A 19,583-nucleotide genomic window follows, 5' to 3' on the forward strand; every position below is an offset into this window, starting at 1 on the left:
TTGTGACCGGGCGGTAAAGATCGCTTCTGTACCTTTTGTCGTTTCTTTTACGGTCGTGTTGCCGGCGCCGTACGACCAGGTTTCCCGCCTGGTTCCGCCCGTCAGCGTCCACGCCATGGCGTAGGACCAATGGCCCACGGGACTACGTCAGGCGGCCACTTCCGCGACCAGCGTGCTGCGCAGCCGACGGGCCTGGGTGAGCAGTCTGGAGGAGCCACGCCGCTCCGCCGTCCGTGCCAGATGCGGCACGTCGCCCCGCGCGCCGGACCGCTCGGCGCAGTCCGCGGCCACGGCGAGCAGATCGGGGAGCCCGCGCGGCGGTGCGGCCGGTCGTTCGCCGGACTGGTCGTCGAGCAGCGCGGGCAGAGCGTGCCGGAGTATCCCCCAGACCGTGGCGCTCGCCCCGGTGGCTGCCGCCGTCCGCACCGAGTCCACGAGTCGCGACGGCTTGACCGCCCCGCTCCCCACCAGTTCCCCGAGGTCCGTGCCGAGCCGCTCCGCGTCGAGCTGCCCACGCGCCGCCAGTACGAGCAGGGCGTCCACGGCGGCGAGCCGGTCCTCCGCGTGCCGCGCGCCGAGCCCGTACGCCACGCCCAGATGAAGGGCGGGGCCCGCCTCGCCGCCGGACTCGGCGAGCCGGGGGAGGATCTCGGCGGCGCCCCGGTCGTCGTCGACCGCGGCGTCCGAAAGGTCCCGCAGCAGCCGCACCGCGATCAGCTCGCGTCGCTCGGGCAGCAGGGCCGACCAGTGCGGACGCAGGTCGCCGTCCCAGTGGTAGCAGTGCCAGCGGTCACCGTAGACGGTCACCGGACTGCCGAGCGGGCGGAAGTCCGGCGGGAAGTCCCGCTGCAACTCGTTGAGTTCGCCGAACTCCAGCAGGACGCGGGGGCCTGCGACGCGCCGTCGTGCCGTCGGCAGGGCCGGGCCGTCCGCGGTGAGCCACTCGGCGAGCCGCGTCCCCTCGGGCGTGCCCAGCGCCGCCGCACGCTCGGCGGCCGCCCGAGCCGACGCTCGGTCCTCGCGCCGGACCCGGAGCAGCGCCTGCGCGAAGTCGGTGGCGATGACCCGGACATCCGCCGCCCGGTAGGCGTCGAGCCGGTCGACCAGTTCGTCCGGTTCGATCAGTCCGGTGTGCCAGGTGGGTGTGGAGAGGAGGAAGGGCGGCGGGTCGGTGTGGATGCGGTGGGCGATCTCCCAGATCCGGGTGTTGCAGGCCCGGCTGAGCGGAGTGTGCACACAGCCCGCCCTCGACGATGTGTTCAGGTGCGCCGGGTGGAAGCCCTGGGGTGGTGTCTTCCTCAGCACGGCGGCGAGGATCAGTTCGAGGTTGCGGTGACCGATGAAGTCGCTCGGCAGGATCGTGTCGAAGGTGGTCCACGGCAGGTGGCTCGCCACGGGCTCCAGTGCCTGCCGCAGCGCGGCCGGGTCGCTGTGGGCCTGGCGGACGAGTCCGTCCAGGGTGCGCTCGAAGGCGCTCACGTCATCGCCGGACGCCAGCAACGCGCCCACCTCTTCGGCGAGTTCGACACCCGAGCGCGGGGCGGGCGCCAGCCGCACGGGCACCGGGACCGGCGGCAGGTTCTCCTCGTACTCCTCGACCGTCACCTCGACCACACCCAGGGCCTCGGCCACCCGGGATCGGAGCACCGGCGACAACTGTTCAGCGGCGGCGGAGAGTTCGTCCCGGACTCCCTGCTCGCCGATCCTCGACGCGTGCCGCTCCACCAGCTTGACCCCGCGCTCCTGCATCTCGGAGTCCGGGTGCCCGAACGCCTGGGCCAGAGTGGGCAGCAGGGTGTCGGCGCCGGACGCGTCCTGGGCAAGGACCTTGCCCAGCAGCACGAGCTGGGCTCGCACCAGTGTCTTCTCGGGGCGGAACAGCACCGCCTCCGACATCTCGGCCAGTCGGCGGTGCGGGAGTTCACCGGTCAGCGCGAGTGCGGCGAGCAGGGTCTGGGCGTACGCGGCGACCGTCGAGGCGGCGTCAGCGGCCAGCGCCGTCCAGTCGGCGACCCGCTCCCGCTGCTCCTCGGACGTCGGAGCCACCGCCTGCAACACCCGCAGGAACACCCGGAGATCGGCTGGCCGGCCGCCCCGCAGCAGGCGGGCCACGCATCCGTCCAGCAGCGACTTGCGCTCCAGGGCGCCTTCTTCGGCGAGCCGGGCGAGGGAGGACGGCCAGCTGTTGCGACCGTCGCCGGCCACCCAGCCCAACGTCTGACCGACGTCGTCGATCTCGAACAGCGCCGCCACCAGCTCCGCCAGCTGCGGCTCCTGACGCAGCCGGTCCGCGAGCGAGCCCACACGCGCCCAGTCGCCGCTGACGTGCATCAGCCAGCCCTGCACATAGGCGTCCGTCGTCGGCACCCGACAGGCGGAGAGCTGCACCAGGCCGGTCATCAGCTGGAAGGGCACGCGCGCGCTCGTCGGACGCTGCGCGAGCCTGTGCGTGACGTCGGCGATCCAGTCGAGGTCCCGGTCGGCGAGGATGTCGATCAGCCGCTTCGGGGACGCGGGCGCCCACATGAAGTCGGTGGCCCCCATCCAGCTCGCGACGGCCGCCGCACCGGTCTGGCAGGCCGAGCCGGCCAGATGCAGGGAGGGCAGGACCCGGCGCCCCCGCTCGCTCCAGCGGTCCGCGCGCAGCTCCTTGCGCAGGGCCTTCAACTCGGGCACGACAAGCCGCCGTTCGCTGTCGGTCATCCCGTCGAGCAGGCTCACCACCTGGGCGATCCGCCCCGCCCGCACCGCGTCCATCAGTGAACTCATCGCGCACCCCGGTCGACTCGCGCCGTTGCCATTCCCGTCCCCGCGCCCCGCTCGGCCGCGGCTCCCCGCCGCACCATCCGCACCGCCAGCGCGTGCTTGCAGGGGCCGCGCCCGCCCCGGTACTTCGCCCACCACAGGCAGGTGCAGCTGAGCACCCCCGCCTCGTCCCGCACCCGGTGCACATGGCCGTCCTCGGCGGTCACCGTGCCGACCGTGCCGTCCAGGGCGACCGCGCCCGCCGCCACCAGCTCCCGCGCGGAGCGCAGTCTGGGGTTGTGCCGCTCCACGCGCGCGGAGTCGTACGGCAGCTCCCGGTGGAAGTAGGCCGCCTCCGCGGTGTCGTAGCCGACCCGCCCCGAGGTGCCGAGGCGGACCAGGGCCGCCCGGACACGTTCAGCTGTCAGGCCCGAGGCGGCGGCCAGGTCGGTGATGTCGATCCGCGGCTCCCAGGCGAGGAGCACCGAGACCAGTTCCGCGTCCTCGGCGGCCTCGTCGGTGGCGAGCGCGTCGAGGACACCGCCCTCGCCGGAGAAGCCCCGCGAGGTGTCGGGGGACAGGGTGAGGGTGAGCCGCATACCTGGCAGCACCAGCTCCCAGGCGCTCGCGGTCGCCGCCGAGCCCGCGCCGACCGTGGGTCCGTACACCCGCAGGGCCGTCGCGTGCCGCAGTGCCCGCTGGAGCGCCACCAGCCGCTCCGGGCCCGGCAGACAGACCGCGCCGGGCACCGCCCGACTGGTCGGCCGCAGTCCGCGCCCGGACGGGACCAGCCATCGCGGACCTCCCGAGGCGCCGCGCGCCCCGGCTTTCGGCAGTGCCCGCAGGAACCGCACCGCCTCCGCGGCGGGCAGTTCGGCGCGCAGGTCGAAGCCCGCCGCAATCACCTGGGACTCCGCGAAGCCGCGCAGCCACCGGTCGGGCAGCGGCACCTTCTTCTCCACCACCGGGCCGTCGAGCGTGGTCACCGCCAGCTCGTCGGGGCCTACGCGCAGGTGCAGCGGATCGTCCGTGCCGATCCTCGACAGCGCTTCCCGCAGTGGGTTGTTGACGTCCACGTTCGTCGTGCCGTGGCCCACCTCGTCGCCGTCGAGGCCCGCCGTCAGCACGTCCAGGCGCGCGTACACCCCGCCGCAGCCGGAGAACGACTCCAGGCGCAGCCGGTCGCCGTTGCCGGTGACCACCGGGTCCAGGGAGGCGCGCAGCTGCCGCTGGTAGTAGCGGGCAGCCGCGACGTCGGCCACCGCGAGCAGCCCGGCGGAGGCCGCCTGAGGGCTCGTCAGGAACCCGGCGAAGAAGCGGGGATGGTCGGCGGTGCCGGTCGGCGTCGCACCCCGTGAAGTCTCCAGGCCCAGGCGTCGGCCGTCCGCTGCGGACTCCAGCACGGAGGGTCGGCGATAGGCCACTGCCAGCAGTGATCGCGTCATGTGAAAACCGTAGACGCGACCACTGACAATCGCCCCTGACCTGCGAAGACGCCGTCGGTGGGACCGAGTTGGCTGCCTACTGGCCGACCCGCCCCGGCTGGAGCACCTGCGTGAACAGCACGGTGCCGTCCTGCTCGCGCAGCCGTACCGTCAGCTCCCCGCTCTCCCCGTCGATGTCGACCTCGCCGAAGAACTGGTAGCCCTCGGCGGGGGAGACGTTGGCGACGGTCGGGGCTTTCAGGAACACCCGCTCCGGGCCGAAGGTGTTGTCGAGGGCGTTGGCCGGGAAGCCGCCGGCGTTCAGCGGGCCCGAGACGAACTCCCAGAACGGCTCGAAGTCGGTGAACGCGGCCCTTGAGGGCTGGTAGTGCTGGGCCGAGGTGTAGTGGACATCGGCGGTCAGCCACACCGTGCCGGTGATCCTGCGGTGCTTGATGTACCGCAGCAGCTCGGCGATCTGGAGCTCCCGGCCGAGCGGTGCGCCCGGGTCGCCCTGCGCGACCGCCTCGATGTGCGGCTTGCCGTCGCCGCCGTCCGGTACGACCAGGCCGATCGGCATGTCGGCGGCGATCACCTTCCACACCGCCCGCGAGCGGGACAGCTCACGCTTGAGCCACTCCAACTGCGCACGGCCGAGGATGCCGACCGGGTCGGTGGTCTGGTTGTCCGGCGAGTTGGCGTTGCGGTACGTGCGCATGTCGAGGACGAACACGTCCAGCAGCGGGCCGTAGTGCTGGACCCGGTGGACGCGGCCGTCGGGGCGGCGCAGCGTGGAGATCGGGTAGTACTCCGAGAACGCCTGCCGGGCGCGGGCGGCGAGCACGTCGACGTTCTTCTCGGTGTAGCGGGCATCGGCGAAGATCTCGCCCGGGTACCAGTTGTTGGTGACCTCGTGGTCGTCCCACTGGATGATCGAGGGGACCTGGGCGTTGAAGGCGCGGAGGTTCTCGTCGAGCAGGTTGTAGCGGAAGTTGCCGCGGAACTCCGCGAGCGTCTCGGCGACCTTCGACTTCTCCTCGGTGGTGACGTTGCGCCAGGTCCGGCCGTCGGGCAGGGTGACGGTCCCGGTGATCGGGCCGTCGGCGTAGATGTTGTCACCGCTGCACAGGAAGAAGTCCGGGTCGAGGCCGGCCATCGTGTCGTAGATGCGGAAGCCGCCGAGGTCGGGGTTGATGCCCCAGCCCTGCCCGGCGAGGTCGCCGGACCACAGGAAGCGGACGCCGTTGCGGCCCTTGGCGGACGCGGTGCGGAAGGTGCCGGTCACCGGCTCGCCGGTGCGGCGCGGGTCGTCGGGGTCGGCGAGCAGCACGCGGTAGTGGATCTGCTCGCCCGACGGCAGTCCGCGCAGCCGGGTCGTACCGGTGAAGTCGGTGTCCGCGCCGAGCAGCGGGCCGTGCCATCTGTGGGGGTTGCGGAAGGACTCGGTGGCCGACGTCTCGACGATCATCCGGGCGGGCCGGTCGGAGCGGACCCACACCAGGCCGGAGTCGGTCGTCACATCGCCGGTCTGCACGCCCCAGCCCGCCTCGGGCCGCCCGGACAGGGCGAACGCGGGCGCGGAGCCGAGCGCGGTGGGCAGGGTCAGGGCCGCGGAGGCGGCGAGCGAGCCGCGCAGAACACTGCGGCGGCCGAAGGGACGGTGTGACATGGGTGCGCCTCCAGGACGGGATCCGGCCAGTGTGCAGTGCCACAACTACTGGTGCGCCGCAGCGCACACGCAAACCACAAGTGAACAACTGACCGACGAGGCAGGGGAACCGGCGCCCCCGTCACACCGCCCCGGCCATGAGCCGGACGCCCTCCCGGATCCGCGCCGGTGACAAATGCGCGTACCCCAGCACCAGCCGCACGTCCTCGTGCTCCCCGCGCGCGTGCCCGCACTCCGACAGCAGACGCACCGCGACCCCGGCTTCGGCCATGCGGGCGCGGAAGTCCTCCTCGGGCCCGAACCGTTTCGGCAGTACGGCGATGACATGCAGCCCGGCCGCGATGCCCGACACCCGCGAGCCCGGGAAGTGCTCGTCCAGCGCGGCGACGAGCGCGTCGCGCCGCTCCCGGTACGCGCGTTGGCAGCGGCGCAGCTGCCGGTCGTAGTCCCCGCGCTCCACGAACCGGGCGAACAGCGCCTGGTCCAGGGTGGGATGGCCGAGATCCATCGTCCGCTTGCGCTCGACGACCTCGTCGGCCAGTGCCTCCGGGACGAGCAGCCAGCCGAGCCGCAGCCCCGGCGCGAGCGACTTGCTGACCGAGCCCGCGTAGGCCACCCGCTCCGGGTCCAGGCCCTGGAGGGCGCCCACCGGAGCGCGGTCGTAGCGGAAGTCCCCGTCGTAGTCGTCCTCCAGGACGAAGCCGTCCACCGAGCGCGCCCAGTCGAGGAGTTCGGCGCGGCGCCGCGCGGAGTAGGCGAGGCCGGTCGGGTACTGGTGGGCCGGGGTCGTGACGACGGACCGTACGCCCGAGGCCCGCAGCGGGTCGACCGCGAGCCCCTCGTCGTCCAACGGCAGCGCCACGGTGGTGACGCCCGCGGCCGCGTAGAGCGCGTTGTGCTGCGGGCTGCCGGGGTCCTCCACGCCGACCGTGCGCATCCCGCGCGCGTGGAGCGCGAATCCGAGCAGCGTCGTCGCCTGCGCCACGCCGGAGACCACCACGAGCCGCTCCGGGTCAGCGACCACGCCACGGCGACGGGCCAGCAGTTCGGCCAGTGCCGTGCGCAGCCGGGGCAGCCCGCGCGGATCGGGGTAGCCGAGGTCCTGGTGCGGCAGTTCGGCCAGCACCCCGCGCTGCGCCGTGGCCCAGGCGGCGCGCGGGAACAGCGACAGGTCCGGCGTCCCGGGCACGAAGTCGGCCCGCTCGCCCGGGGAGCGCGGCGCCAGATCACGCGCGCGTGGCCGCGCCGACCGCACGGCACCGCCCACCCAGGTCCCGGCGCCCCGGCCGCTGCGCAGGTAGCCCTCCGCCGTGAGCTGCTCGTACGCCTCCGTGATCAGGCCCCGCGACACGCCGAGGTCGGCGGCGAGGTCCCGGCTCGACGGCAGCCGGGTCCCCGGGACGAGTTGTCCCGACCGCACCGCCTCGCGCAGCGCCGCCTGCAAAGCCCGCCCACGCGCGCGTGCTGGCGCGGAGGCCGCGGGCAGCAGCACCTCCCACGCGGCGGAGCCGCCGCCGGTGTCCTCGGTCCCGTCCGGATTGGTCTGTGACGCCGTCATGAAAGTGGACCTTAATCCGGACCGCGTCGCTTCCTAGCGTCGGTCCCATGAACGCCACCACCACGCGCGGGGCCCTGCTCGCCGCGCTCGCCTGTGTCCTCGTCGGAGGCTCCTTCACCGCCAACAGCGTCCTCGGTGACTACCCGTACGCGGGCGGCCAGTTCCTGCGCTACGCCCTGGCCTGTCTGCTGCTCGTCCCGCTCGCGGGGCGGGGCTCCACTGCCCGCCTGCGGGCGCTCAACGCCGGCCAGTGGCTGCGCCTGGCGTTGCTTTCGGCAGTCGGGATGGTGGGGTTCAACCTGGCCGTGATCGCCGCGGAACGCACCGCGGAACCGGCCGTACCGGGCGTCCTCGTGGGCTGTGCGCCCGTGGTCGTGGCCGTCCTCGTCCCGCTCCTGGACGGCCGCCGACCGCAGCGTGTCGTGCTCTACGGGGCCTCGCTCGTCGCCCTCGGCGCGCTCACCGTGCAGGGGTGGGGCCGTACGGACGGGGCGGGCATCGCCTTCTCGGTGTGCGCGCTGGCGGGCGAGGTCGGATTCGCCGTCCTCGCCGTGCCCGTACTGCGGCCCCTGGGCCCGCGGCTGCTGTCCGCCACGGTGTGCGGGGTCGCCGCCGTCGAGTCCGCGGCCGTCGCGCTGCTCGCCGACGGCACCGGGGCGCTGCGGCGTCCGGACGCCACCGAGACCGCCGCACTGCTGTGGCAGGCCGTGATTGTCACCGTGATCGGCTTCGTCTGCTGGTACATGGGCATGCAGCGGATCGGTGCCGAGCGCGCCACGCTGTTCTCCGGCCTCATCCCGGTCGCCGCGGCCTGCACGGCACCGCTGGTCGGAACAGGCTCCTACGGAGCCGCACAGGCCGCGGGCAGCGCCCTGGTGGGCGCCGGAGTCGCCCTGGGCTCCGGCGCGTTGTCCCGGCGACGGTCAGCGCCCGCTGTCGCGGAAGGGGCCGCCTCAGCGGCTGCCGTCAAGGATGACCCGCGCCACCAGCGCGGGGTCGTCGTTCATCGGGACGTGTCCGCAGCCGGGCAGCCGGATCAACCGGGCCCGGGGGATGATCCGCTTGGCACGCACTCCTTGGCGGCGGATCAGCACGCGGTCCTTGGTGCCCCAGGCCACCGTGACCGGGAGACCGGGGATGTCGTCGGTGAACTGGACCGTGTTCCCGGCCCGGAGGGTCTCGGCGAAGCCCGTCGCGTTCGCCAGGGCCAGCGTCTCGGCGACCACGGCCTCGGGTGAACGGCGGCCGGGGCGGGCGTAGATGGTGCTCGTCAGGGCGGTACGGCCGGCCGCGCTGCGGGACAGCTGCCGCACCAGCGGCTCGGGCATGCTGCCGGCGATCCGGCGCATGGTCAGCAGCAGGGTGAAGGCGTAACGACGCTCGTTCTGCGACCAGAACCCGGCCGGGGACAGAGCGGTGACGGACCGTACGAGCTTCTCCCGGCCCAGCTCCAGGGCCAGCAGTCCGCCCAGCGAGTTGCCCGCCACATGCGGCCGGTCCAGCTCCAGTGCCTCGCACAGCTCGCTGAGCGCGGCCGTCATCGAGGGCAGGTTGTGCGGCAGCCCGTCGGGCAGCGCCGGGGACGCGCCGAACCCGGGCAGGTCGACGGCGATCACGTCGCGCTCGGTGGCGAGGATGTCCAGTACCGGGTCCCAGGCCTGCCGGTGGTGACCGATGCCGTGCAGCAGGAGCAGCGGCTCACCGCGGCCCACCCGCGCGTAGGAGAGGGTCACGGACCGCGGGCCCTGGGGGGTGGGGACCTCGAAGGAGACGGTGGCGGACATGAGTGCTCCTCGGCTGGTGCGGATCGACTCGGGCGGCTGGACGGATGCCGTAGACAGCTTGTCAGCAATTGCTACCGACGGGTAGTCCCGAAGGGGGCCGGGGGCACCCCCCGGACGGGCGCACCGGAATGACGCCGACTCGGCGCGATCCATGCGCTGTTCTTTGCGTCTGCGACGGCTCGCCTGGACATGATCGGGCAGGTCGGCTGGGATGGAGGCGTGAGCACCGACACCGTGACCGACGTCTTCGAGGAGCACCGCCCCGTCCTCCTGGAAGTCGCCTACCGCATGCTCGGGCGCGTCGCCGACGCAGAGGACGTCGTCCAGGAGGCCTGGCTGCGCTGGACGAGCGCGGACCGCGCGGAGGTCCGCGACCCGCGCGGTTTCCTGGTGCGCGTCACGACCCGCCTCGCCATCGACCGGCTGCGCCAGGTCAAGGCCCGCAACGAGGAGTACATCGGCCCATGGCTGCCGGAGCCCTATGTCACCGATTTCGGCGAGACCGCTCCGGACACCGCGGAACGGGCCGTGCTCGCCGACACCGTCTCCCTCGCCGTCCTCGTCGTCCTGGAGTCGCTGTCACCGCTGGAACGGGCGGTGTTCGTGCTCAGGGAGGCCTTCGGGTATCCCTTCGCCGACATCGCCGCGATGCTCGACAGGGGCGAGCCGGCGGTCCGCCAGCTGGCCGGACGCGCCCGCCGGCACGTCGACGACCGGCGGCCCCGCTACGACGTCGACCCCCTCGAGCGCCGTGACCTGACCGAGCGGTTCCTCGCCGCCGCCACCGACGGTGACCTGGCCGGACTGATGTCACTGCTCGCCCCGGACGCGCGACTGGTCGGCGACAGCGGCGGCAAGTCCCGGGCGCCGCTGCGGATCGTGGAGAGCGCCGAGAAGGTGGGCCGCTTCCTGGTGGGCGCGGCCGAGAGGAGCGGACCGGGCGAGTCGTTCCGCTTCCTGGAGGTCAACGGCGGCCCCGCCCTGCTCGCCCTGGACGACGGCAAGCCCGACGCCGTATTCCAGTTGGAGATCCTGGACGGCCGGATCCAGTCGATCTACGTCATCCGCAACCCCGACAAGCTGCGGTCCCTGAATCCGGACTAGGCGCCGCACTCCGAGCCCCCGTTTCGCGACGGGGGCTTTGCCGTCGCGTCACGAAAACGGCCCTGTGCGAACGCCCTGTGAACGCTCCACGGCACCTCCGGTACAGGCCGGGCAAGGGATCGAGGATTGGTATTGACCAAGGGTGGGGGCCGTCCTATGGTCGCAGAGAAGTTCAACAACCTTTAATAAACAAGGGCGCTAAAACGCCGCCGGAACACGGCGATTGCGGAGGACAGGGTGGGGACCCAGCAATTGGAAACGGTGCCGGAACCGAAGTACTGGCATCTCAGGACCGTGCTCAGCGAGGCGCTGGATTCGGAGTTCTCCGTGGGGGAGATCCTGCCCAACGAGCGTGATCTGGCAGCCCGCTTCGGCGTGGCCCGGGCGACGCTCCGGCAGGCTCTGGAACAGCTCGAACTGGAGGGCAGGCTTCAGCGTCGCCGCGGTGTCGGTACGACGGTGGCACCGCCGCGCGTGGGGGTCGCGGTCGGCACCACCGAGCAGCATGTGTGGCCGGGGGCGGCGGGGGACGACTGGCAGCCCGTCGACAGCACGTTGGAGGCTCCGCCCGCGGCTGTGGCCGGGGTCCTGGAGACCGGCGCCGAGGAGCTGGTGCACCTGGTGCGTCGCTCCCGCGTGACGCACGGTCAGCCCGTCGCCGCCGAGCTGCTCTACGTCCCCGCGTCCTCGGTGCCGGACCTCTCCGCCATCGACGCGCCCGCCGGGGCGGCACGCGCGCGTGCGGTGCTGCGCGAGCTTCAGCGGCTGGCGCTGGAGGGCCAGGAGCGCGCCGTCGAGCTGGGCTCGGCCCGCGCGGACGACGCCAAGCAACTGGACCGGCTCCCCGGGGCACCCGTCCTCGTCGTCACGACCCGCTACTTCGCCGAAGGCGGTCGGACCGCCGCGGTCTCCGTCGCCACCTACCGCGCGGACACCTGCCGGCTGACCTTCGGGGACTCCGGCGGTGTGGAGATCCACGAGGGACCGGAACGCCAGGCGTCCTGAGCCGTAGCCACTCTCGACCGCCGCGCCCCGGAACTCCGCCGGGGCGCGAGTCGTTGGAGCGGGCAGCGGGCGGCCCCCTGCGCGAGCCCGTCAGCGCCGTGCCGTGACCGTCTGCTCCACCGCGAACAACTGCTCCTCCACATGGTCCAGCGCCAGCCGCAGCGCCCCCGTCGCGACGGCCGCCTCGCCGAGGAGGGACAGGGTGACCTTCGGCGGCCGCAGGCAGTAGCGGGCCAACTCGCGGTGCAGCGGCTCCAGTACGCCGTCCAGGCCCGCCGCCCAGCCGCCCACGACGACCAGCTCCGGGTCGAGGGCCAGCACCAGGGCCGCCGTGTCGTGGACGAGCCGCTGGATGAACCGGTCCACGGCCGCACGGGCCCGCAGGTCGCCCTCGCGCGCCTCGGCGAACACCTCGGCCACCGCCTGCTCGTCGAGCGGGTGCAGCGGCTCGTCCGTGGTGGAGAGCAGGGTCTCCGGCGTGGCCTCACGGCCCAGCAGATGCAACGCGCCGATCTCACCGGCAGCGCCGCCGAATCCCCGGTGCAGCCGCCCGCCGATCAGCGAACCGGCCCCCGGGCTCAGCCCGGCCAGCACGAACACGATGTCGTCGGACTCGGTCGCCGCGCCCTTCCAATGCTCGGCGACCGCCGCCGCGTTGGCGTCGTTCTCGACCAGCACCGGGCACTTGAAGGACCGGCTCAGCCGCTCGCCGAGCGGCAGCCCCGACCACTGCGGCAGGGCCGTGCTCAGCCGCACCGTGCCGTCCGCCTCCACGATCCCCGGCGTCGCGGCGCCCACGGCCCGCAGCGAACCGCGCGGCACACCGGCCCGGCGCAGCAGCTCGGCGACGGCCGTGCGCAGCCGCTCCAGACGCTCGTCGGCGGTGGCCGTCTCCTCCACGTCCTTGGCGATGGAGCCGAGCACCCGCCCGTCCAGGTCGGACAGCAGTGCGGCGACCCGGTGCGGCCCGATGTCCAGGCCCAGCAGATGACCGGCCTCGGCCCGGAACCGGAACCGGCGCGCCGGACGTCCCTGGCGCCGCGTCGCGCCCTCGTCGGCGGCCTTCTCGACGACGTACCCCGCCTCGATGAGGTCCTCGACGACCCCCTCGACGGTCGGCCGGGACAGTCCGGTGACCCGGGTGATCTCGGTCAGCGTCGCGCTGTCGGTGGCACGCAGCGCGTGCAGCACCACAGCGGAATTGATCCTTCGCAGCAGCGAGGGATCCCCGCCGGTCAGCCGCCCCACCGTCCGTCCTCCCAGCTCGTGCGCGTGTTGGCCGGATCGTACTCGGCCCGGCGGACCCCGGCGAGTGCCGGGCGACCGGCGGCCTACCGGCCGGTCCGTACAGGCTGTGCCGGGGCGCCTCGGCCGGCCCGGAGCCATGTGGTCACCCGGGTGCCACGAACCCCGACTCGTACGCAGCGATCACGGCCTGCGTGCGGTCCCGGGCCCCCAGCTTCGCCAGTACGGCACTCACATGCGACTTCACCGTCTCCGTGCCGACGACCATCCGGGCGGCGATCTCGGCGTTGGACAGCCCGCGCGTCATCAGCCGCAGCACCTCCGCCTCCCGCTCGGTGAGCTGCGCCCGCTCCATGGCGGCGCGGGCCGCAGGGTTGGCGCCGCTTTCCCCGTGCTCGGCGGCGAGCTGCCGTACCGACGCCGGGAACAGCAGCGACTCGCCCTCGGCGACCAGCCGGACCGCGTTCACGATCTCGGCGGGCCGGGCCCGCTTCAGCAGAAACCCGTCGGCTCCCGCGCGCAGTGCCTCGTAGACGTACTCGTCGTTCTCGAAGGTCGTCACCACGAGGATCTTCGGCGGGTCGTCGACCGTCCGCAGTACCGCGCGGGTGGCCTCGATCCCGTCCAGCAGCGGCATCCGTACGTCCATCGCGACCACGTCCGGACGCAGGCTCCGCACCAGCGGGATGACCGCGGCCCCGTCGGCCGCCTCCCCGACGACCTCGATGTCCGGCTGCGCGTCCAACACGGCCCGCAGGCCCGCGCGTACGAGGGGTTCGTCGTCGACGAGGAGAACGGTGACCGGCATCCGGCCAGCGTAGATCAACGCAACGGCAGCTCTACATGCACCTGCCAGTCGCCTTCGGTGGGACCGGTGCACGCCCGCCCGCCGAGCAGCGCCGCGCGCTCGCGAATGCCGCGCAGTCCGCTGCCCCGGCCGGGACCGGGTATCTCGGCCGTCAGCGGATTGCGCACCTCCAGGACGAGGGCGCGGCCGGTGACGTCGACGCGTACCCCGGCCGGTACGGCGCCCGCGTGCCGCAGCACATTGGTCAGTGATTCCTGGAGGATGCGGTACCCCTCGCGGGAGACCGGTCCGGGCACGGTGTCCAGCGGTCCGGAGAACTCGACGTCGAGCTTCGCCCCGGCGGCCCGCGCGGAGTCCAGCAGCCGGTCGGCGTCCACCAGTGTGGGCCTGCTGCTCACGGGCCGGTCCGACTCACGGAGGATGCCGAGCACCCGCTCCAGATCCTCCAGCGCGGCCCGCCCGGTCTCCTCGATGGCCTCCAACGCGCGGTCGGTGAAGGCCGGATCGCCCGCCGCTCGCGCGGCACCGGCCTGGACGACGGCGACGGTCAGGGCGTGGCCGATCGAGTCGTGCAGTTCGCGGGCGATGCGATTGCGCTCCAGGAGCTGCTCGGTGCGCTCCTCCAGGGCGGCCAGGCGCTCGGCGGCGGAGGGGCCGAGCAGCCGCCGGGCGACGGCGGTGACCAGCTCGCCGAGACCGAGCACGGCGCCGTACAGCACGACGAGCGGAATCGGCGCCAGGAGGGCGTAGGCCCAGTGCGGCGCCAGGTCCCGCAGCACCGGGGTGTCGCCGGGGTTCTGGCCGGCCGCGAGCTGCACCAGCTCGACCGTGAGGACGGGCAGCCACACGGTGGCGAACATCGTCACCGCGCCGAGCGCCATCCGCGCCTGAAGCCACAGCACGGTGCGCAGCCGGTCCCGCCAGGTCGCCGACGGCTCGACCGAGATGACCGACTCCTCGTCGGCCCGCATCAGCAACAGCCGCGCCTGCACGCCCTCGCCCGTCCGCACGGCCGGGATCAGACCGACCGGGAGCAGCACGAGCGCGGGCACCCAGGGCGTCGACGGGTCGATGAACATCCACACGCTGACGATCAGCATCGGCACCCACAGGTGCACCACGCGGGTGTACGTCGTCCCGCGCAGCAGCGGGCGGAGAAGGCGGACCATGCCGTCATCGTGCCAGCCGCCACTGACAACGAGCCTCCCCCGCACGGGGGAGACGATCTCCACGCGCGGGGGAGGTGACGGCACCCCGCGCCCGGCCAGGCTGGTGCCATGACCAGCATCGAAGTCCAAGCACTCACCAAGGAGTACGGCGGCCGGCGAGCCGTGGACCGGCTCACCTTCAGCGTGCTGCCCGGCCGTGTCACCGGCTTCCTCGGCCCCAACGGCGCCGGGAAGTCCACCACCATGCGGCTCGTCCTGGGCCTCGACCGGCCGACCTCCGGCACCGCCACCGTCGGCGGCCGCCCCTACGCCACGCTTCAGGAACCCTTGCGCCGGGTGGGCGCGCTGCTCGACGCGCAGGCCGCGCACGGCTCCCGCACCGGCCGCGACCACCTGCGCATCCTCGCCGCCGCCAACCGGATCGCCGCCCGCCGGGTCGAGGAGGTGCTGGCGGAGACGGGGCTCACCTCGGTCGCGCGGCACCGGGTGAAGACGTACTCCCTGGGCATGCGGCAGCGGCTCGGCATCGCCGCCGCCCTGCTCGGCGACCCCGAGGTGATCATGCTCGACGAGCCGTCCAACGGTCTGGACCCCGAAGGCATCATCTGGATCCGCCAGTTGCTGCGCAGGCTCGCCGAGGAAGGCCGAACGGTCCTGGTCTCCAGCCATCTCATGAACGAGACCGCCTCCTTCGCCGACCACCTCGTGGTCCTCGGCAGAGGGCGGCTGCTGGCCGACACTCCGATGCGGGAGTTCATCCACGCGCGCGTTCAACCACGCGTCCGCATCCGCACCACGGACCCGCAGGCCCTCGCAAGCCTGCTCACCGAGCACGGCCACACCGCCGTGGAGGAGACCGAAGGGCACTGGACCGTGCACCACGCGCGGGTGGACGACATCGGGCGGCTCCTGTCCGCCGCGGGCGTGCCCATCCTCGAACTGGCCGCGGAGGAGGCCACCTTGGAACAGGCCTACCTCGATCTGACCGCCGAGGAGACCGAGTTCACCGCCCACCCGTCCGCGCCGCAGCCGCAGGAGGCCTGACATGGCGTTCGCCCCCGCCCTCCACGCCGAGTGGCTGAAGATCCGCACCCTGCGCTCCTTGTACGGGACGCTGCTGGCCCTGCTCACCGCCACCACCGCCTTCTCCGCCATCGCCGGCGCCGAGACCGTGGAACCGGACACGGACCCGCTGTTCACGGCCCTGTCCGGCGTCCTGCCCGGCCAGATCGCGGCGATCACCTTCGGCGCCCTGGCGGTGTCCGCCGAGTACCACGCGGGCGCGCTCCGGCTGTCGCTCTGCGCGGTCCCGCGGCGCGGCCACTGGTTCGCGGCCAAGGTGACGGCCATCGCCGTGCCGGCCCTGCTCATGGCCCTGGCCACCACGACCGCCGCCTTCGCCGTGGCACGCGCCGGGCTCGGCGACGCGGCGAGCGGGCTGAGCACGGGCGAACAGGTCCGAGGCGTCCTGGGCTCCGCGCTCTACCTCACACTGATGACCCTGCTCGCTGCCGGACTCACGGCCGTGCTGCGCAGCGGCGTGGCCACACTCTCCCTGCTGATCCCCTTCGTGCTCGTCGTCTCCTTCGTCGTCGGCGACACCGCCGGGGGCGTCACCGACTTCCTGCCCGACAAGGCGGGTCAGGTGATCCTGTACGAGACGTACGACGGGACCCTCGGCCCCTGGTCGGGGTTGGCCGTGACCGCGCTGTGGACGGCCGCGGCCCTGGTGGCGGGCGCGTGGAGCGTGCGCCGGCGGGATGCCTGACCGGACGTCGGCTGACGCCCCGCCAAATGTCAGTGGTGGCCGCTTTACTGGATCACATGGACATCGCGAAGGATCTCGCCCGGATCGACGGGCTCCGCGCACGGGAGATTCCCGCGGAGCCCGGTTATCACCAGGCCGTCTTAGGGCCGCGCGACTGGCCGAGCGAGGAGGACTGCTACGCCTACGAGGCGGCCCTGGCCGAGCTGCTGACCGCGCGTTGGGGAGAGCCGGCCCGGTGGGGCACCACCACGCTCGTCGAGCACGGAGCCCGCGGTGGGCGAATAGCCGAGGCCTGGGCCCTGCTCACCGTCTTCGCGACGGAACTGCGCACCTGGGAGGTGGAGGGCACCTGGGTGGTCCTGACGGTCCTCGACCGTGAAAAGGAGGAGATGCCCAAGGTGTTCGTCCTGATCACGCGGGAGGATCCGCCGTGACCCGCAGCCGCGCGAACTCCTCCGCCATCGTCTGCGCCGTCCAATGAGCGTTCAGGCCGCTGGGATTCGGCAGCACCCACACGCGCGTGTCCCCGATCGTCCGCTCCTGCGGCCCCACCTGCGCCTTCCGGTCGTCGAAAGCCGCCCGGTACGCCGTCACCCCCACCACCGCCAGCCAACTCGGCCGCAGCCTGCCGACCTTCTCCGCCAGCAGCCGTCCGCCCTCGCGATACTCCTCGGCGCTCAGCTCATCGGCCCGCGCCGTCGCCCGCGCCACCACATTGGTGATCCCGAGCCCGTACGACAGCAACTCCGACTGCTCCGTCGGCTTCAGCAGCCTCGGCGTGAACCCGGACAGATGCAGCACCGGCCAGAAGCGGTTGCCGGGACGGGCGAAGTGGTGGCCCGTCGCCGCCGTCATCAGGCCGGGGTTGATGCCGCAGAACAACACGCGGAGGCCGCTCGCTGCCACGTCCGGTACCAGACGCTCGCGGGCGGCCTCCAACTCCTCGGCGGTGAAGCGCGTCAGAGGATCGCTCCCGGGGTGTAGCCCGCGGCCTCCGGACGCTGCTTCACGATCTCCTCGATCCGGGCCACGACGACGGCCACCTGGTCGGCGGCGGCGCCCGTGAAGGAGAGCTTGTCGGCCATCAGCGCGTCGAGCTGCGCCCGGTCCAGCGGGATCCGGTCGTCCGCCGCCAGCTTGTCCAGCAGCTCGTTGCGCTCGGCACCCTGCTCGCGCATGGCGAGCGCGGAGGCGACCGCGTTCTCCTTGATCGCCTCGTGCGCGACCTCGCGGCCGACGCCCGCCCGCACCGCGCCCATCAGCACCTTGGTGGTGGCCAGGAAGGGGAGGTAGCGGTCCAGCTCACGGGCCACGACCGCCGGGAACGCGCCGAACTCGTCCAGCACGGTCAGGAACGTCTCCAGCAGGCCGTCCAGGGCGAAGAAGGCGTCCGGCAGGGCGACCCGGCGGACCACCGAGCAGGACACGTCGCCCTCGTTCCACTGGTCGCCCGCCAGCTCGCCGGTCATCGAGGCGTAGCCGCGCAGGATGACCATGAGGCCGTTGACGCGCTCGCAGGAGCGGGTGTTCATCTTGTGCGGCATCGCGGACGAGCCGACCTGGCCGGGCTTGAAGCCCTCGGTGACCAGCTCGTGCCCGGCCATCAGCCGGATCGTCTTGGCCAGCGAGGACGGCGCCGCCGCCAGCTGCACCAGCGCCGTGACGACCTCGTAGTCGAGGGAGCGCGGGTACACCTGGCCGACCGAGGTGAAGGCCTGCGAGAAGCCGAGGTGCCCGGCGATCCGGTCCTCCAGCTCGGCGAGCTTCGCCGCGTCGCCGCCGAGCAGGTCCAGCATGTCCTGCGCGGTGCCGACCGGGCCCTTGATGCCGCGCAGCGGGTAGCGGCCGAGCAGCTCCTCGACCCGCGCGTAGGCGACGAGCAGCTCGTCGGCGGCGGTCGCGAAGCGCTTGCCGAGCGTGGTGGCCTGCGCGGCCACGTTGTGCGAGCGGCCGGCCATGACCAGCTCGCCGTACTCCCCGGCGAGCTTGCCGAGACGCGCCAGGACCGCCACCGTACGGTCGCGCACCAGCTCCAGGGAGAGCCGGATCTGGAGCTGCTCGACGTTCTCCGTGAGGTCGCGGGAGGTCATGCCCTTGTGCACGTGCTCGTGCCCGGCGAGGTCGTTGAACTCCTCGATCCGCGCCTTCACGTCGTGCCGGGTGACCTTCTCGCGCTCGGCGATGGAGGCCAGGTCGACCTGGTCCAGGACGCGCTCGTAGTCGGCGAGTGCCTGGTCCGGCACCTCGATCCCGAGGTCCTTCTGGGCCCGCAGCACGGCGAGCCAGAGCTGACGCTCCAGCTTCACCTTCTGCTCGGGGGACCAGAGCGTGGCGAGCTCGGTGGAGGCGTAGCGTCCGGCGAGGACGTTCGGGATGCGGGGCTTGGCGGGCGCTGAAGTCACGTGTACGGAGTCTACTGGCGATTCGTGCAGGCCAGCGCCACCGGGTGCTTTGGCGGAACGTACAAGCCGGGTAGCCGGGCAGGCCGGGCTAGGCCGCCGGGCCCTCGTACGGCAGCAGCTCGGGCCGCTTGGCCGGCAGGCCGTCGCCGGAGGAGCGGCCGGTGAGGCGGCGGCCGATCCACGGCAGCAGGTGCTGCCGGGCGAACCGCGCGTCCGTGACCCGGCGGCTGACCCAGCCGGGCGGCGGCGTGGCCGGGATCGGAGTGCGCCACTCCGGGTCCTCGGGCTCGTATCCGAGTGTCTGCCACACCGCCTCCGCCACCCGGCGGTGGCCCTCGGGGGTCAGGTGCAGCCGGTCCACGTCCCACAGCCGGGGATCGGAGAGCGAGGGGGCGCCGTAGAGGTCGACAACCAGCGCGCCGTGTCGATCGGCCAGCTCGTCGACGTAGCCGAACAGCTCCTCCATGCGCGGCCGGAACCGCTCCAGGACCGGGCCCTGGCGACCCGGGCTGCGCATCAGCACGAGCTGCTTGCAGGACGGCGTGAGGCGTTCCACGGCCTCCTCCAGCAGCCCGCGCACCCGGCCCATGTCGCACTTGGGTCGCAGCGTGTCGTTCAGGCCGCCGACCAGCGTCACCACGTCGGCCCGCATGGCCGCCGCGACCTCGATCTGCTCCTCGACGATCTGGCCGATCAGCTTTCCCCGCACCGCGAGGTTGGCGTACCGGAAACCGGGGGTCCGGGCGGCCATCCGCGCGGCGAGGAGATCGGCCCAGCCCCGGTAGGAACCGTCCGGGAGCAGGTCCGACATGCCTTCGGTGAAGGAGTCGCCGACGGCGACCAGGCTGGTGTGTGCGGGGTTCGTCTGCATAGCGAGGCACAGGGTATCCCGAGGCGCATAC

General features: G+C 73.0%; 16 protein-coding genes and 1 pseudogene. 6 read left to right on the forward strand and 11 right to left on the reverse strand.

Translation table 11 applies throughout. From position 1 onward, the window contains the following. Positions 1-147: 147 nt before the first annotated feature. The 4 genes from BN159_RS36275 to pdxR all read right to left on the reverse strand — a co-directional run bounded on the left by BN159_RS36275 (position 148) and on the right by pdxR (position 7,396). Entirely contained in the window at positions 148-2,769 is a 2,622-nt protein-coding gene (locus BN159_RS36275) for a DUF7824 domain-containing protein (RefSeq protein ID WP_015662019.1), read from the reverse strand. Beyond that, entirely contained in the window at positions 2,766-4,190 is a 1,425-nt protein-coding gene (locus BN159_RS36280) for an SWIM zinc finger family protein (protein ID WP_015662020.1), read from the reverse strand. The genes BN159_RS36275 and BN159_RS36280 overlap by 4 nt, the downstream gene beginning before the upstream one ends. 76 nt (positions 4,191-4,266) lie before the next feature. Beyond that, positions 4,267-5,838, reverse strand: coding sequence for an alkaline phosphatase D family protein (locus BN159_RS36285; protein WP_015662021.1), 1,572 nt, complete (start codon positions 5,836-5,838; stop codon positions 4,267-4,269). 121 nt (positions 5,839-5,959) lie between these two features. Then, positions 5,960-7,396, reverse strand: a complete 1,437-nt coding sequence (gene pdxR / locus BN159_RS36290) for a MocR-like pyridoxine biosynthesis transcription factor PdxR (protein ID WP_015662022.1) — start codon at positions 7,394-7,396, stop codon at positions 5,960-5,962. A 47-nt stretch (positions 7,397-7,443) separates the two neighbouring features. Here pdxR and BN159_RS44395 point away from each other — a divergent pair. Further along, positions 7,444-8,232 (forward strand): annotated as a pseudogene (locus tag BN159_RS44395) (DMT family transporter); the annotation flags it as partial. A gap of 117 nt (positions 8,233-8,349) precedes the next feature. Here the strand turns inward: BN159_RS44395 and BN159_RS36300 are convergent. Further along, entirely contained in the window at positions 8,350-9,180 is an 831-nt protein-coding gene (locus tag BN159_RS36300) for an alpha/beta fold hydrolase (protein ID WP_015662023.1), read from the reverse strand. A gap of 219 nt (positions 9,181-9,399) precedes the next feature. On the opposite strand from BN159_RS36300, the gene BN159_RS36305 reads away from it, so the two are divergent. Together BN159_RS36305 and BN159_RS36310 are read left to right on the forward strand one after the other, a co-directional pair. Continuing rightward, the gene (locus BN159_RS36305; protein ID WP_041822129.1) at positions 9,400-10,284 is read left to right on the forward strand and encodes an RNA polymerase sigma-70 factor; all 885 of its coding nucleotides are present in this window, start codon (positions 9,400-9,402) and stop codon (positions 10,282-10,284) included. A gap of 237 nt (positions 10,285-10,521) precedes the next feature. Then, a complete protein-coding gene (locus BN159_RS36310; protein ID WP_015662025.1) occupies positions 10,522-11,289 on the forward strand; it encodes a GntR family transcriptional regulator in 768 nt (255 codons plus the stop codon). A gap of 90 nt (positions 11,290-11,379) precedes the next feature. Here the strand turns inward: BN159_RS36310 and BN159_RS36315 are convergent, their stop codons facing one another. The 3 genes from BN159_RS36315 to BN159_RS36325 form a co-directional block, all read right to left on the reverse strand. After that, complete coding sequence (locus tag BN159_RS36315) at positions 11,380-12,537, reverse strand: ROK family transcriptional regulator (protein ID WP_015662026.1); 1,158 nt, start codon at positions 12,535-12,537, stop codon at positions 11,380-11,382. A gap of 142 nt (positions 12,538-12,679) precedes the next feature. Then, positions 12,680-13,342 carry a response regulator transcription factor gene (locus BN159_RS36320; RefSeq protein WP_041820377.1) on the reverse strand — a complete coding sequence of 221 codons (663 nt, stop codon included), beginning with the start codon at positions 13,340-13,342 and terminating at the stop codon, positions 12,680-12,682. Positions 13,343-13,356: 14 nt separating this feature from the next. Beyond that, on the reverse strand, positions 13,357-14,511 hold the full coding sequence (locus BN159_RS36325; protein WP_015662028.1) for a sensor histidine kinase: 1,155 nt from the start codon (positions 14,509-14,511) through the stop codon (positions 13,357-13,359). Between the two features lie 108 nt (positions 14,512-14,619). On the opposite strand from BN159_RS36325, the gene BN159_RS36330 reads away from it, so the two are divergent. The 3 genes from BN159_RS36330 to BN159_RS36340 are packed head-to-tail and all read left to right on the forward strand — an operon-like array spanning position 14,620 to position 16,713. Further along, on the forward strand, positions 14,620-15,555 hold the full coding sequence (locus BN159_RS36330; protein ID WP_015662029.1) for an ATP-binding cassette domain-containing protein: 936 nt from the start codon (positions 14,620-14,622) through the stop codon (positions 15,553-15,555). Between the two features lies 1 nt (position 15,556). Beyond that, complete coding sequence (locus BN159_RS36335) at positions 15,557-16,279, forward strand: ABC transporter integral membrane protein (protein ID WP_015662030.1); 723 nt, start codon at positions 15,557-15,559, stop codon at positions 16,277-16,279. Positions 16,280-16,335: 56 nt separating this feature from the next. Beyond that, on the forward strand, positions 16,336-16,713 hold the full coding sequence (locus BN159_RS36340) for a hypothetical protein (RefSeq protein WP_015662031.1): 378 nt from the start codon (positions 16,336-16,338) through the stop codon (positions 16,711-16,713). Here the strand turns inward: BN159_RS36340 and mug are convergent. From mug to BN159_RS36355, 3 genes are all read right to left on the reverse strand, one after another. Beyond that, the gene (gene mug / locus BN159_RS36345) at positions 16,691-17,242 is read right to left on the reverse strand and encodes a G/U mismatch-specific DNA glycosylase (RefSeq protein ID WP_051113579.1); all 552 of its coding nucleotides are present in this window, start codon (positions 17,240-17,242) and stop codon (positions 16,691-16,693) included. The two genes, BN159_RS36340 and mug, sit on opposite strands and share 23 nt — an antisense overlap. Continuing rightward, positions 17,239-18,681 carry an adenylosuccinate lyase gene (gene purB / locus BN159_RS36350; protein WP_015662033.1) on the reverse strand — a complete coding sequence of 481 codons (1,443 nt, stop codon included), beginning with the start codon at positions 18,679-18,681 and terminating at the stop codon, positions 17,239-17,241. The genes mug and purB overlap by 4 nt, the downstream gene beginning before the upstream one ends. Positions 18,682-18,769: 88 nt before the next feature. Continuing rightward, positions 18,770-19,552, reverse strand: coding sequence for an SGNH/GDSL hydrolase family protein (locus tag BN159_RS36355; RefSeq protein WP_015662034.1), 783 nt, complete (start codon positions 19,550-19,552; stop codon positions 18,770-18,772). Between the last annotated feature and the right edge of the window lie 31 nt (positions 19,553-19,583).

Origin of the sequence: Streptomyces davaonensis JCM 4913 (assembly GCF_000349325.1) — a bacterium.
GTDB lineage: Bacteria > Actinomycetota > Actinomycetes > Streptomycetales > Streptomycetaceae > Streptomyces > Streptomyces davaonensis.